The 14,624-nt window shown below is 57.3% G+C and carries 9 protein-coding genes and 1 pseudogene; 8 read left to right on the top strand and 2 right to left on the bottom strand.

Annotated elements, in window-relative coordinates; all coding sequences use genetic code 11:
- The first annotated feature begins 87 nt into the window (after positions 1-87).
- Positions 88-1,269, top strand: a complete 1,182-nt coding sequence (locus tag B5E41_RS10230; protein WP_088393284.1) for a Fic family protein — start codon at positions 88-90, stop codon at positions 1,267-1,269.
- A gap of 563 nt (positions 1,270-1,832) precedes the next feature.
- A complete protein-coding gene (locus tag B5E41_RS10225; protein ID WP_088393760.1) occupies positions 1,833-3,059 on the top strand; it encodes an ATP-binding protein in 1,227 nt (408 codons plus the stop codon).
- 500 nt (positions 3,060-3,559) lie between these two features.
- On the opposite strand, the gene B5E41_RS10220 is transcribed toward B5E41_RS10225, so the two are convergent.
- A complete protein-coding gene (locus tag B5E41_RS10220) occupies positions 3,560-4,462 on the bottom strand; it encodes a LysR family transcriptional regulator (protein ID WP_088393758.1) in 903 nt (300 codons plus the stop codon).
- Between the two features lie 107 nt (positions 4,463-4,569).
- Here B5E41_RS10220 and B5E41_RS10215 point away from each other — a divergent pair, with 107 nt between their 5' ends.
- The 5 genes and pseudogenes from B5E41_RS10215 to B5E41_RS10195 all read left to right on the top strand — a co-directional run.
- Complete coding sequence (locus B5E41_RS10215) at positions 4,570-5,379, top strand: putative hydro-lyase (protein WP_088393282.1); 810 nt, start codon at positions 4,570-4,572, stop codon at positions 5,377-5,379.
- A gap of 145 nt (positions 5,380-5,524) precedes the next feature.
- Positions 5,525-6,799, top strand: a complete 1,275-nt coding sequence (locus B5E41_RS10210) for an MFS transporter (RefSeq protein WP_088393280.1) — start codon at positions 5,525-5,527, stop codon at positions 6,797-6,799.
- Positions 6,800-6,888: 89 nt separating this feature from the next.
- Positions 6,889-10,536: a hydantoinase B/oxoprolinase family protein gene (locus B5E41_RS10205; protein WP_088393278.1), complete on the top strand. Its 3,648-nt coding sequence runs from the start codon at positions 6,889-6,891 to the stop codon at positions 10,534-10,536.
- A gap of 560 nt (positions 10,537-11,096) precedes the next feature.
- Positions 11,097-11,690, top strand: coding sequence for a carbonic anhydrase (locus B5E41_RS10200; protein WP_088393276.1), 594 nt, complete (start codon positions 11,097-11,099; stop codon positions 11,688-11,690).
- A gap of 782 nt (positions 11,691-12,472) precedes the next feature.
- Positions 12,473-12,926, top strand: a pseudogene (locus B5E41_RS10195) (DDE-type integrase/transposase/recombinase); the annotation flags it as partial.
- Between the two features lie 66 nt (positions 12,927-12,992).
- Here the strand turns inward: B5E41_RS10195 and B5E41_RS10190 are convergent.
- Positions 12,993-13,715: a LuxR family transcriptional regulator gene (locus B5E41_RS10190; RefSeq protein ID WP_088393274.1), complete on the bottom strand. Its 723-nt coding sequence runs from the start codon at positions 13,713-13,715 to the stop codon at positions 12,993-12,995.
- Between the two features lie 458 nt (positions 13,716-14,173).
- On the opposite strand from B5E41_RS10190, the gene B5E41_RS10185 reads away from it, so the two are divergent.
- Positions 14,174-14,624: PAS domain-containing protein (locus tag B5E41_RS10185; RefSeq protein ID WP_141098757.1), on the top strand; the 451-nt coding region annotated here is incomplete at its 3' end.

Genomic DNA, 14,624 nt, shown 5'->3' with positions numbered 1-14,624 from the left:
CTTATTTAAGAGCGCTTACCTTAATTTTCTCCTTATTTAAATAAAGCCACGCTTGCTTAAATAGCGGCCGAAACCCATACTCGCGTCATGTCTGATTCCGGACCCAATCAGCGGCGCGGCCGCTTTGTCGAAACATCAGTTGCCGGCGAAACAGTGCGGGCGTTCATACCACCTGCGTTGCCGCCGCTACCTGCCATTGACGTGCTTTCACTCTTGGAACGCCTTAGCTTGGCAGAGCGAGCTCTCGGACGGCTAGATGGCATCACGATGCTGCTTCCTCGTCAGGAACTCTTCCTTTATATGTATGTCAGGAAAGAGGCTGTTCTATCTTCGCAAATCGAAGGGACGCAGTCGACACTGTCCGATCTCCTGCGTTTTGAGACCGAAGCCCAGGCAGGACAGCCCATCCACGATATCCGCGAAGTTTCTAATTACGTCGATGCCATGATGTATGGTTTGGAGCGACTAGAAGCGCTGCCGATGTCGCTGCGTTTGATCCGCGAAATGCATGCGCGATTGCTTCACAGTGGGCGTGGTGGCACCAAAAATCCGGGAGAATTCCGGCGTTCGCAAAATTGGATTGGCGGGACGCGGCCTGGCAACGCCCTCTTCGTCCCACCGCCTGTCACGGAAATGGACGCCTGCCTGGATGCCCTTGAGCGTTTCATGCATGAAGATCGGTCGAGACTACCGGCACTAATTAAGGCTGGCCTTCTCCACGTCCAATTCGAGACGATCCATCCATTCTTAGATGGCAACGGGCGAATCGGTCGCCTCCTTGTCACGTTGTATCTTTGCACGAACGGGGTGCTGCGTAAGCCGCTGCTCTACCTGAGCCTCTATCTGAAGGCCCATCGGACGGAATATTATCGACTGCTTCAGGAGGTTCGCGAACAAGGCAATTGGGAAGCCTGGCTCGACTTCTTTCTCACTGGCGTTGCCGATACCGCCAACCAGGCGTTCCACGCGGCGACCCAGATCGTCGACGTATTTAAGGAAGACCGCGAGCGCATCACATCCGAAAGCGACCGAGCGGGCTCGGCGCTTCGGATCCACGACCTTTTTCAGCAAAATCCGTTTATGACGGCCAATCAGCTCGTTCAACAGACGGGCCTTTCCGCGCCCACCGTCAATGCGGCACTTACAGACCTGGAGCGTTTCGGTGTAGTTGAGGAGGTCACTGGCCGCAAGCGAGGTCGCGTTTTTAGCTACCGGCGGTATCTCGCGATCCTTAGCGAAGGCACTGATCCTTTGCCCCCAACTGTGTGAACATACCAATAATCTATGGGTCGACGGTTCGAACCCCTTCAAGGCGGTCAATCGGCTCGGAATGTTGACCCGTATTGGAGTGCGCCCCTCGGAGTGGACACTGATCAGGCTGCTGTTTTGCCAGTCTGCCGGATGTGTTGATCCTCGAACTGTTGGGGGCTCAGATACGCCGTCCAACGGAACACCGTCTCCACAACGCAGTTCACCTCGGCCTTGACTTAACCCACGGCGCCGGGAGCCGGTTCGAACCCATTTAAGGCGTTTGCATTCCTTTCATTTGTAAAAAGCTGCTTTGTGATCAAGTATAAACAAATTCGCTTTCGCTTCGCTCTTGATCAGATATCTCCTCCGTTGAGGATCAGCTAGATCAGTTCCAGTGATCAATCAGCGAGAGGTTCAGCAACGCCTGCTTAGCCTCTCGCCTACCTCATGCCGCCATCCGGCATGCCATCTAGTTCTGGTCTCTCGTTTCAATCAGCCGCCATGTAGATTTCAAATGGTCACATCTTGACTTTCAATTAGTCATCCCCGTAATTTCAAATAGTCATCAAAGGAATGTGGCTGTGGCGCTTTATCCAAGGCTTGTCGAGCAACGCGTGGCCGACGCCATGTCAGATACGCGAGTCGTGCTGGTCGTGGGCCCCCGACAATCAGGAAAAACGACGCTGGCGAAGAAGATGGCCAACGAGAAGATGGAGTATTACACGCTGGACAATGCGACGACCTTGGACGCAGCGCGACAGGATCCGGTTGGCTTTGTAAGGCGTATAGATCGCGCCATTATCGATGAAATTCAGCGCGCCCCCGAGCTGTTGCTGGCCATCAAGGAAAGCGTGGATACCGATCAACGTCCAGGACGTTTCCTCCTGACCGGTTCAGCCAATCTGATGACCCTGCCACGCGTGGCGGATTCGCTCGCAGGGCGCATGGAGGTCGTTCGATTGCTGCCGCTTGCGCAAAGCGAGATCAGAACCGCCGGCAGCAGCCGCTTCCTGCGCGACGCCTTTCAAAATGAAGCTAAGGGCGGAGAACCCATCGTCGGCGACGACCTGATGGCTGCGGTCCTGGCCGGTGGATATCCGGAGGCATTGAGCCGCAAAACCTTGAGCCGCAGACAGGACTGGTATGCGGATTATATCCAGGCGATCGTTCAACGCGACGTTCGCGATGTCGCGCAAATCGAGCAGATTGCGCAAATGCCGCGCTTACTGCGCATCCTGGCGGAGCATTCGGGACAACTCGTGAACTACTCCGGAATTGGCGCCGCCATCGGGATGAACCACATCACAACGCAGAAATACGTCGGGATATTCGAGAGCCTGTTCCTCGCCCGAACCGTTCAACCCTGGTTTTCCAACAAACTGAAACGCCTGACCAAGACCCCGAAAATACATTTCCTCGATTCTGGTCTTCTCGGATCTCTTCGTGACCTCTCTCTCGACCGACTCCGGGATGATAGGGGCCAGTTCGGGGCGTTGCTGGAGACTTTTGTTTTTGGGGAGATCCTTAAACTCGCCAGCGCCGCACATACCCGATTTGAGTTTTCGCATTTTCGTGACAAGCAGCAGAATGAAGTCGATATCGTCATCGAAGACAGGCGCGGGCGGATTGTCGGTATCGAGATCAAAGCGGCGGCATCCGTCACGAATTCCGATTTTTCTGGATTGCGAATTTTGGCCGAAGCATCCAGAGAACGGTTTGTTTCGGGCATTGTCTTGTACGACCATGACAAGGTGATCCCGTTCGGAGAACGCCTATCCGCCGTGCCAATCTCGGCGTTGTGGCGTTAGCAGCCTCGCTGCAGGCTCCAGAGCCGAGCATTCTTGGAAATTCAACAGCGACGAATGGGCCTCAGGTTCGAACCCCATCAAGGCGAGCAGTTTCCGGATGCCTTTGGTTCGAGATCGCTTTCGGTAAATCGTCGAATATTTCCGGCGTGAGTTAGCGGTTTCACAACCAGTGGCGATGGCCGCCTTCAGGATGGTTGACTGCAGGTCAGGTTCAGATCAGGTCGCCTATTGCGCCGACGTAGTACGGGTCCTGGCCAACGACGCGCTTCTTCGCTGGGATCAACCATGATAGGACGCGGCCGAATGGCGTTGGTTTCGCCCAGTCGCACGTTTGATCGAGGAATCAGAACTGCGCCGTCTCTTCATCAGGCTCGACTCGACGCTAAGTGGAAGCAGCGGTGCACCAATCAAGCCAAGAACCTTGAGGGCGGACAGGGGTCTTTACATCTCAATTTACAGAGTCGCGGCGCAACTTGCATTGCAGTGAGCCGCGCCCCCGGCTAGCGATCGGACCGAAACTCCGGCTGTTGTACAACTCGAGTTGCGATTTCCACCACCTCTTCGAAAGTGCGGCGATCAGGTGTCCCAAGCCAACCGGCAACGAATTGAAGGTCAGGGAGTTTAGGGGAGATATTGAGATCCACCAGTCGTCCGGCAGCGAGGTCGACTGTGACGATGGCGGGCGGTATGACGGCAATTCCCAAACTGTCCAATGCCATGCGTATTAGCGTGGCAAGCGAAGAACTCGCATATATTCTAGGCGTCGGCAGAGCAGGATCGGCAAAAAGCTCGGTTACCTGGACATAGGGCTGCGTGTTGCGTGCAAAAGTGAGTAGGGGCCAACGCGCGATCTCGTCGAGGGAACCACTCTCTATATCCGCTCTGATCTTTGGGCTTGCAACGAAACTGACTGGAAATCGACAGAGTTGGCATTGGATGACGGCCGGGGCGCTCAGCGGTCCGACCAGGAACGCAAGATCGATTTTCTGCTGGAGCAACCGCTCGCGCAGATTGGTCGAAATATCGACCTCGATCTCCAGCGCAAGCTTGGGGTAGGTGTTGCTCACCTGTTCGAGGAAGCTCGGAAGCCACGTGTGGACGATCGTCTCTGCCACACCTAGCTTGAATGTACCGCTGAGATGGGTTCGGTCGGCGACCGCGTGGAGCATTTCGGCCCGGAGCCGAAGCAGCCGGTCGGCATAGGTCAGCACCTGTCGTCCGGCGGGCGTGATCGTCAACGTACGGCGGGATCGATCGAATAGCTGGGTCCCGAGTTCCTCCTCCAACTGCGCCACCCGGACGGAAATGGCCGGCTGGGTCGTGTTCAGCTTTTCGGCGGCGGCGCGGAAACTCTCAAGCTGCGCAATCCACAACACCGTTTCCAGCGCCTTGAAATCCACCATGCACTCCTCCTCCAATAAATGAAATTGATCGATAGTCATGAAAAATGACAATTTGAAATTATCACGTTTTTTTCCGATGCTTAATCCGAAGAGAACGAGGTGTCCCCATGAACATAGTATCGAACCGTCAGGAGCAGGCTTTCTCCAATCCACTCGCCATGCGAACCGCCTCCCGGAATGGCAGTTGGACCAAGCAAACAAGCGGCACCGCCCCCGGCTATGTCCAAGCCAATCTCGCCATCCTGCCGAGCGCGCTGGCGGATGATTTTCTGCGCTTTTGCGTCCGCAATCCCAAGGCATGTCCGCTCGCCGGCATATCCGAAAAAGGTTCGCCGCGCATTCCGGAACTGGGCGTCGATCTCGACATCCGGACGGACGTGCCGAGATACCGCGTCTGGGAAGATGGCGAACTTACCGCCGAGCCAACCGACATCAGCGACCTTTGGAGTGACGACCTCGTGGTTTTCGCCATAGGCTGTTCGTTCTCGTTCGAAGAAGCGCTGATCGCAAATGGCATAGGGCTTCGCCACGTCGCCGAAGGGCACAATGTCGCCATGTACCGGACGAATATCGAATGTGTCCCGGCGGGGCCGTTTTCCGGCCCGATGGTCGTCTCCATGCGGCCGCTCGCCCCAGCCGACGCCATCCGGGCGGTTCAGATCACCTCGAGAATGCCGGCCGTTCATGGCGCACCCATTCATATCGGCTTGCCCGCGTCCATTGGAATTATGAACCTCGAGCGACCAGACTACGGCGACCCGACCCGCATCATGCCCGACGAAATGCCGGTCTTCTGGGCATGTGGGGTGACGCCGCAAGCCGTCATCCAGGCCGCCCGCCCAAAGTTCGCGATCACGCATGCGCCCGGCTGCATGCTGGTCACGGACAAGCCGAACGCCGCACTCGTCGCCTTCTAGAGCATATGCCGAAAAGTGTGGGCGGTTTTCGGACGACATCATGCCCCAACTATCTAATTTAGAACTGGAATGAACAACCACACCCCGCCAATAAGAACTGGGAAATCGCGGGGCCATGGCAACTCAACAACGAAAGGGGAATGACATGACAGACAACTATGCCGTCTCGACGCATGCCGAGCCGCGAAGCTGGTACGGTGAACTGACGCAGCCGGGGAAACGCACATTCTGGGCGTGCTTTTCCGGATACGCTCTGGATGCGTTCGATGTCCAGATCTACAGCCTCGCAATACCGGCGATCATCGCCACGCTTGCAATTTCCAACACCGATGTCGGGATCATCGCCACGGTGACGCTTCTCGCTTCCGCACTCGGCGGCTGGTTTGCCGGCATTCTCGCCGACCGCTTCGGGCGGGTGCGCACATTGCAGATCACGGTGATTTGGTTCGCCGTATTCACCTTCCTCAGCGGCTTTGCCCAAAATTTCGAACAACTTGTCGTATGCCGTGCGCTGATGGGGCTTGGTTTCGGTGGTGAATGGTCGGCCGGTGCGGTGCTGATGGCCGAGGTTATCGCAGCCAAGCACCGTGGAAAGGCGGTCGGCATAGTGCAAAGTGCCTGGTCTGTCGGCTGGGGTGCAGCGGTTTTGCTGTCCACCATCCTGTTCAGCCTGATGCCGCAGGAAGAGGCCTGGCGCGGACTCTTCTGGGCTGGGCTCGCGCCGGCCATTCTCGCCATCATCGTGCGCCGGTTCATTCAGGAGCCCGAGGTCTACACCGCTTCGCAGAAGAAGCTGAAAGCCTCCGGAGAGGTCGTCCGCATCACTGAAATATTTGCACCCTCGATGCTCGGCCGCACCATGCTGCTGTCCTTGATGACCACCGGTGCGCAAGGCGGCTATTATGCAATCGCCACCTGGCTGCCGAGCTTCCTCAAGACGGAAAAGCATTTGAGCGTCATCGGCAGCGGCGGCTACCTCGCCGTCATCATCATCGGCTCGTTCTTCGGCTATGTCACCGGCGCCTATCTGTCGGACATCATCGGCCGCCGCAAGAAATTCATGCTGTTTGCGGTCGGTGCAATGGTCACTGTCGTGATCTATACCTACTTGCCGATCAACAACACGCTGATGTTGTTTCTCGGCTTCCCCTTGGGCTTCTTCGCTTCCGGCATCTTCGCGGGAATGGGCGCCTTTCTAACCGAGAATTTGCCGACCCGCACGCGTGCGGCAGGGCAGGGCTTCACCTATAATTTCGGCCGCGGCGTCGCTGCCCTCAACCCGACGCTAGTGGGCATTGCAACGGCCGCCATGCCGCTTGGTAAGGCAATCGCCATATTCGCCGTCATCGCCTACCTGCTGGTCATTGTCGCCGCTTTCATCCTGCCCGAGACCAAGGGCAAGGAATTGGCAGCCGACTGACATCCCTGGATTGCGGCAACGCGCTGCAATCCGCCTCTTTCCAAATCGATGAAACAAGGACCGTGCTTTTCCGCGCGGATGGACAAGTCATGAGTGAATCACATTGGGATTTCTGGATCGATCGCGGCGGCACGTTCACCGATGTCATCGGACGCGACCCCGAAGGCCGCCTGCATGCACGCAAAATGCTGTCGGAAAATCCCAGCGCCTATCGGGACGCGGCCGTTGCCGGCATAAGGGCATTGATGGGCCTTGATGCCAGTGAGCCAATACCCGCAGGCGCCATCGGCGAGGTGCGCATGGGAACCACGGTTGCGACCAACGCCCTCCTCGAGCGCAAGGGGGAGCCGACTGCCCTCATCACAACGCGCGGCTTCCGCGATGCATTGGAGATCGGCTACCAGGCGCGGCCTGATATTTTCGCCAAGCACGTCGTCAAACCGGAACTGCTCTATGGTTTCGTCGCCGAGATCGACGAGCGCGTTCTGGCCGATGGTGAAGTCGAGAAGGAATTGAACGAAGCGGAAGTCCGCAAAGCCCTCGAAGAGATCGCCGCACGTGGCTTCAAATCCATTGCCATCGTGCTGATGCATGCATACCGCTATCCAAGCCATGAACAGGCGATTGCCGCGATTGCCCGCAAGATGGATTTTCCGCAGGTTTCCGTCAGCCACGAAGTCTCGCCGCTGGTGAAGTTCGTCGGTCGCGGCGACACGACGGTCGTCGATGCCTATCTTTCGCCGATCCTGCGCCGCTATGTGGCGCAGGTGACGGACGAACTCGATATCGAGCGGACCGGAGCCCGGTTGACCTTCATGACCTCGTCGGGGGGATTGACTGCCGCCAGCCAGTTTCAGGGCAAGGATGCCATTTTGTCTGGGCCCGCGGGCGGTGTGGTCGCTCTCGCGCAGACGGGCGCGGAAGCCGGTTTTGCAAAAGTGATTGGCTTCGACATGGGCGGCACCTCGACGGATGTCGCACATTACGACGGAGAATATGAGCGTACATTCGAAACCCACGTCGCCGGCGTCCGCATGCGCGCCCCGATGATGCAGATCCATACGGTCGCGGCCGGCGGCGGATCGCTCCTGCGCTATGACGGCGCGCGTTTTCGTGTCGGCCCGGAATCCGCCGGCGCCAATCCCGGCCCCAAGGGTTATCGCAGGGGTGGGCCACTCGCCGTCACCGATGCCAATATCATGGTCGGCAAGCTGATACCCGACATGTTCCCGTCGATCTTCGGTGAAAGCCAGGACCAGCCTCTCGATTATTTCGCGGTCAAGGCCGCCTTCGACGCGCTCGCCGATGAGATTGGTGACGGACGGAGCGGTGAAGAGGTGGCCGACGGCTTCCTCAGGATCGCCGTCGCCAATATGGCGGAAGCCGTGAAGAAGATCTCGATCGCACGGGGATACGATGTCAGCGCCTATGCCTTAAACGCCTTCGGCGGGGCGAGTGGCCAGCATGCGTGTCTTGTGGCTGATGCCCTCGGGATGACGAAAGTCCTCGTCCATCCATTCTCGGGCCTGCTGTCCGCCTATGGCATGGGGCTTGCGGAGATCCGCGCCCTGCGCCAGGCCTCGCTCGATCTGCCTCTTCGTGCTGAGAGCATCCCGGCGATCGTCATGGCGGCCCAGCCCTTGTCCGAAGAGGCGTTCCGCGAGGTGAGCGAGCAGGGCATGGAGACTTCCGAGATCACGGTTCATCTGCGCCTGCATATCCGCTATGCAGGCGCAGACACCGCGCTGGAAGTCACCGCTGCCCGGATCATCGCGACAGAAGTTGGCGTTGCTGCTAGCCATTTTGACGTCGATGCGCTGAAACAGAGCTTCGAAGCCGCGCATAAATCCCGCTTCGGTTTTGTCGACCATGACAAACCGTTGATCGTCGAGACGCTCGCCATCGAGGCGGTCGGAGGAGGGCGCCGCGTGGAGCCCATGGCAAACGCAGTCACCAACAATGTCCGTCTCGATCCCGCCGCCCGAACGCGCTTCTTTTCCGAGGGACAGTGGCACGACGCGCCGGTCTATCACCGCGAGAAACTTTCCGTCGGAAATGTCATCGAAGGTCCGGCCTTGCTGATCGAGCCCAATCAGACCATCGTGATCGAAGATGGTTGGACAGGCATGCTGACAGCCAAGGATCACATTGTTCTCGAACGCAAAACCCCCAGATCGCGGTCGCTGGCGCTCGGCACCGCGGCCGATCCGGTCATGCTCGAAATATTCAACAACCTCTTCATGTCCATCGCCGAGCAGATGGGCTTCACGCTGCAAAACACGGCATCGTCGGTCAACATCAAGGAGCGGCTCGACTTCTCGTGCGCGATCTTCGATCGTCATGGCGCTCTCGTCGCCAATGCCCCCCATGTCCCGGTGCATCTGGGTTCGATGGACCGCTCGGTGGAGGCGATCATCGCCGGCAATCCGACCATCCATGAGGGAGATGTCTTCGCTATCAATGCACCCTATAACGGCGGCACACATCTGCCTGACATCACGGTCTGCACCCCGATTTTCGACGCCGAGGGCAATGAAATATTGTTTTGGGTGGCATCGCGCGGCCATCATGCCGACATTGGCGGCATCGCTCCGGGATCGATGACGCCGAGTGCCCGCACCATCGATGAAGAGGGCGTCTATATCGACAACTTCGAACTCCTGGACCGGGGCCGTTTTCGGGAAACCGAACTTGCCGAACTGCTGACGGGAGCACTCCATCCGGTGCGCAATCTCGGCCAGAACCTCGGGGATATCAAGGCGCAGATCGCCGCCAACCAAAAGGGCGCCAACGAACTCAGAAAGATGGTCGATCAGTTCGGGCTCGACGTCGTCGAAGCCTATATGGCGCATGTGCAGGACAATGCGGCAGAAAGTGTCCGCCGCCTGATCGCCCGCCTTGACGATGCCGAATTCACCTATCCGATGGACCAGGGATGCGAGATTAAGGTGCGCATCAGCATCGACCGCACGAAACGCGAGGCGACGGTCGACTTTACCGGAACATCGCAACAGCAGCCGGACAACTTCAATGCTCCGGAACCGATCACGCGCGCGGCAGTTCTTTATGTCTTCCGTGTCTTGGTGGAAGACCATATCCCGATGAATGCCGGCTGCCTGCGGCCGATCAGAATCATCGTCCCGGAAGGATCGATGCTTGCACCCCGCCGCCCGGCGGCAGTCGTCGCCGGAAACGTCGAGGTGAGCCAGGCCGTCACCAATTGTCTCTTTGGGGCGCTCGGTAAGCTGTCGTCGTCGCAAGGGACGATGAACAATCTGACCTTCGGAAATGAAACACACCAATATTACGAAACGCTATGCTCGGGCGCTCCGGCAGGTGAGGGGTTTTCAGGCGTTGCCGGTGTTCAGTCCCATATGACAAATTCGCGACTGACCGATCCGGAGATCCTCGAACTGCGCTTTCCCGTCGTACTCGAGGATTTCCACATACGCGAAGGCTCGGGCGGCAAAGGGCACTGGAACGGTGGCGACGGCACCAGCCGGACGATCCGTTTCCGGCGCTCGATGGATTGCGCGATTCTCTCCGGGCACCGCACCGTCAGGCCGTTCGGCCTCGCCGGCGGTGAAGCGGGCGAAACCGGCAGAAACCTCGTGCGCCGCCTCGACCAGAAAATCGAGGTGCTGCCAGGCTGTGCACAGACGCGGCTGGATGAAGGAGAAGCGATTACCATCGTCACCCCGACCGGTGGCGGCTACGGAATTCCTGCCGGCCGATGACGCAAAGGAGTGCTGGACAGCGAAGGATTGCATATTGAAGACCCGAGAGAGCCGACCTCGGCGAATCTCATGACCAAAGGCCCCGGTCCGTGAAGGACGCCTGATGTGGCATAAATGACCAAACATTCATCCAAATCGGCGGGACGACGACAAGGTCCGCTCCGTCTCGCCGTGTGCGGGCAACAACCGACCTGCCGCACGACCGAACAACGGTCGTGCGGAGCGCACGGCCCAGAAGTGCATCGGCTGTTGGCCGCCCGAATGGAAGCAGAGACCGGCGTGCCGACGAGAGGGCAGGGACAGCTTTACCTTCGATCCGATCGAAAGCCGCTACTTCGAAACAGCGCCAGCGTTCTTACAGACCGCTCGACCGGTATTCCTCAAGGGCTAATCAGATCCAGCAGATGGTACTTGATAGACCGGCACGAACACATGAGATCTGTGGTTAGAAACTCAGAAGGCCTACATATCTCCAGGAATTTATTCTATTTGGGTGACATTGAACCATGTCGTGCCGCGAGAAGCTTCTCGATGGCGGTTACGTCAAACTCCGGTGAGTCATGATTGAAGATCTTTTTGTAAGGAACAGGCGGTGGTCTGCCGAGCGCAAGGCCGATAAAGCGGATTACTTCGAGCGGCTGTCGCAGTTGCAGCAGCCAGATTATCTGTGGATAGGCTGCTCCGACAGCCGAGTGCCCGCCAACGTGATCACGGGCTTGGAGCCGGGCGAGGTTTTTGTACACCGTAATGTCGCCAATCTCATCCACCCCGCCGACCTAAACATGCTTTCCGTTGTCGAGTTTGCCGTCCATCAGCTTGGGGTGGGGCATATTATTGTCTGCGGGCATTATGGCTGCGGCGGAATTCGTGCCGCCGTCAGCGACGAGCGCTTCGGGTTAATCGACCACTGGCTGCAGCCGGTTCGGGACGTCGCGGAGCAGCAATTCGAGTGTCGGGAATGCGAAGTTTGGACGGAAGAAGATCTCGACCGGCTCTGCGAGGCTTCTGTCGCCGCACAGGTGAAACGCCTCGCCCGTACTCCGACCCTGCAGGCGGCTTGGCAGGCCGGAAAAAATGTTGCGATTCACGGATGGGTGTACGGCTTGAAGGACGGACTGCTTTCCGATCTCGGATGTACAGTGACCAAACCCTAATAGCACGTTACTCGCCCCGGGGTCGAAGCTGTCGAGTTGCCTTAGTGTGTTGAAACTTGACTGGACACCCTTCCCAGGATCCGACCAAGCTTACTGCATGTGGCTTCCTTGGCACTTCGAAAGCAGGCGATGTAGGATCGCTCTGACAAACAGTGGCCGGGACGCGTCAGAGAAGCGGTCTTCGTACTATTTATGTGAGTAAGGTCGCTCCTGTAGCGATTGCTACGCCCGATTTCGGGGCCGGTAGGTTCGCTCTGGAAAGAATGAGTTAGAGAGCATAATTTGATGTTCGCCGATGCGCTTCGCGCCAGCCTCGTGCTCGATTGCAAGGTCAAGGTCAAAACGGATCGCTCCGCTGCGGCGCCGTTTCAGACTTGTCGGTATCCGATAAGAAGTATGACAAACTCCGTTCCGTCGCAGCGTGGGACGGCCCGGCGCGGCTAATGGTGTCTTTGATTGTTTAGCCGATCCTCTTCCAGCATCCGTCGCCCGCCGGACGGCGGTGAAGGATTCGAATGGTCAAACAAATGACAGGAGTCATTCAAGAGCTTCAAGTAGGTGGGTGCCGAGAAAAAGCTTCTCGACCTGCCACGTTTCGTGCGCTTCCGCGGTCTCCACCTGTAAGCACGTATAAAGCGTAGAAATCCGTTTTGACTCTCCAACATAGCTCTTCGGATTGGCCAAAGCGTCGATTTCTTCGGCCGACAAAAGTTCGAGTCGCGAATCCGCTTTCAATGCGTCGCTGACGGGATGCCACGCATGACGGACGTTTGCGCGATTTCGTAAACGACCGCGGCAGGTGGCGCTATCTTAATCGTGCCATCGATAAGGACGGGAGCCCGATCGAATTCCTTTTGACTGCGAAGCGCGACCTTAATGCCGCCAAACGGTTGAAGGACGGGCCTTTGATGTCGCCGGAGAAGATCGGTACCGATGGCGCCAGCACATTCCCGGCCGCAATAAAGTCATCAGCGACGGATTACATCGTCCCGATCCCGTGCAATACGTCACCAATCACCTCCAGCAAGGCATCGAGAACGACCACTTCCGCGTGAAGAAGAACATGCCGAAGATCGGTGGCTTTCACTCCTTCAATACGGCCTGCAGAACAATCGCGGGTTTCGAAGCGATGCTCTGGCTGCGGAAGGGTTTCAGCTTTACCGGAGATTGGACCATCAATGATCAGAACGATCTGTCGCGCGCCTCTTCCGACTTCAAAAAGTTAAGAAAGCATGAAGCGCGCCCCATTCTGGAGTGAACTGCGGGGCGAATCTAACTTGCGACAAGCCTCCGGGTGGACTTCTAAACGCGTATGACATTGAGCCGGAGAGCACTGACGACCGCCTGGGTCCTGGTCGCGCATCCCAGCTTCTTGATCGCGCTGCCGATGTGATTGTTGACCGCATTTTCTGTGAGATCGAGAAGCTTTGCGATTTCGGCACTCTTCCGGCCGCCGGCTGTCAGCCTCAGGCAGTCCAACTCGCTCGATGTAAAGGCAATCGGCTTGTGGTTCTCGTTCAATGTCAGCTGTGAGAGCCGATCATAGATGAGCGTGGCGATAAACAGGAGCTTCGCCATTTCGATCATGCTGAAATTCCGTGGCCCCGACACCGACATCGCACCGCGTCCACCGGCGGCATCGTGAACGGGAAAATAGGCCCCCTTTTCCATGCCATATCGTTTGAATAGCTCAATAACCGTCGACTTCTTGCCTCCGCCACGATCGGTATTGATCGCCTCGACATCATAGTTGAACGGGCTGGTCGATCTCAGCATCCGGCGGATGACCGGACTGTCGATCATCAGATTATGGGCGTCATAATAATCCACCATTTCCGCCGGCCAGTTGGTGATGATCTTGGTTGCGCCGATTTCGACGCTGTCGACGGTCGGCAGCGTCATTAACAGAAAAGCATTCATTCCCAGGTCCTGAGTGAGACCCTTCATATATTTGAAAACTTCGTAATGCGTGTTGAAGGCCGCAGCGACTTCCTCAATTCGATTGAACTCGGCCTCAAGCTTCATGTCCTTCTCCGATCAGCAGTCGCATCGGCGCGATCGGCGGCTGATGCGACTAAAGAATTCACTCGCCTCTGAGGCGAAGTCTACACGCATAGGGGACGATACAACATGCTCCGAGGCGGATAATTCGCGAACTCGGGCCGCGTCTTCATGCGGCTTAACTCCTTAACAACTCGTAAACGGTTCGACCGATTTTGTAATGTAGGACTGCCGGGAAAATACCTTGCACAGTAGGAAACTCCGTCTTTGGAAAATCCTGCATCACATCGATGTGATAAGTGATACTCGCTAAGAGTTTGATTTTAATCAAATTTCCTGGCGCCCACGAAATTCGAAACGAAGCAGATCTGACGCCGCGCCGGTTAATGGATACTTAAAGTTTTTCAGAGATTTTATCTTCAGATGCTCACCCTGTCGGGGGGTGGCGGCAGTGGCTCTCTTGGTCCTGAGTGGGGAACAGCATGAAGAAAATAACATTGGGCTTCGGATCTGACGTAAAGGCCGTACTGGCGGCGATGAGCAGGTCACAGGCCATCATCGAATTCGACCTCACCGGCAAGATTCTGACGGCCAACGCTAATTTCTGCGCCGCGCTCGGCTACGAATTGTCCGAAATTGTCGGCCAGCACCACCGGATGTTCGTCGAGCCGGCAGAAGTTTCCTCGGCCGAGTATCGCGAGTTCTGGGCAAAGCTCGGCCGAGGCGAGTTCGATCAGCGCCAATACAAGCGCATCGGCAAGGGCGGCAGGGAAATCTGGATCGAAGCCTCCTACAATCCCGTCTTCAGTGGCGGAAAGCCGTATAAGGTGGTGAAATTCGCGACCGATATCACCAGGCAGAAAATGCAAAGCGCCGAAGATGCCGGCAAGATAAGCGCGCTGTCGCGCGCCCAGGCGGTTATCGAATTCACGC

It is taken from the genome of Rhizobium esperanzae (assembly GCF_002204185.1).
GTDB lineage: Bacteria > Pseudomonadota > Alphaproteobacteria > Rhizobiales > Rhizobiaceae > Rhizobium > Rhizobium esperanzae.
This window is presented reverse-complemented; position numbering and strand designations above follow the sequence as displayed.

Bases quoted from the DNA above. Each gene is read 5' to 3' on its own strand.
- B5E41_RS10230 (WP_088393284.1), top strand. From the start codon at position 88: ATGTCTGATTCCGGACCCAATCAGCGGCGCGGCCGCTTTGTCGAAACA.
- B5E41_RS10190 (WP_088393274.1), bottom strand. From the start codon at position 13,715: ATGAAGCTTGAGGCCGAGTTCAATCGAATTGAGGAAGTCGCTGCGGCC.
- B5E41_RS10200 (WP_088393276.1), top strand. From the start codon at position 11,097: ATGATTGAAGATCTTTTTGTAAGGAACAGGCGGTGGTCTGCCGAGCGC.
- B5E41_RS10215 (WP_088393282.1), top strand. From the start codon at position 4,570: ATGAACATAGTATCGAACCGTCAGGAGCAGGCTTTCTCCAATCCACTC.
- B5E41_RS10220 (WP_088393758.1), bottom strand. From the start codon at position 4,462: ATGGTGGATTTCAAGGCGCTGGAAACGGTGTTGTGGATTGCGCAGCTT.
- B5E41_RS10205 (WP_088393278.1), top strand. From the start codon at position 6,889: ATGAGTGAATCACATTGGGATTTCTGGATCGATCGCGGCGGCACGTTC.
- B5E41_RS10210 (WP_088393280.1), top strand. From the start codon at position 5,525: ATGACAGACAACTATGCCGTCTCGACGCATGCCGAGCCGCGAAGCTGG.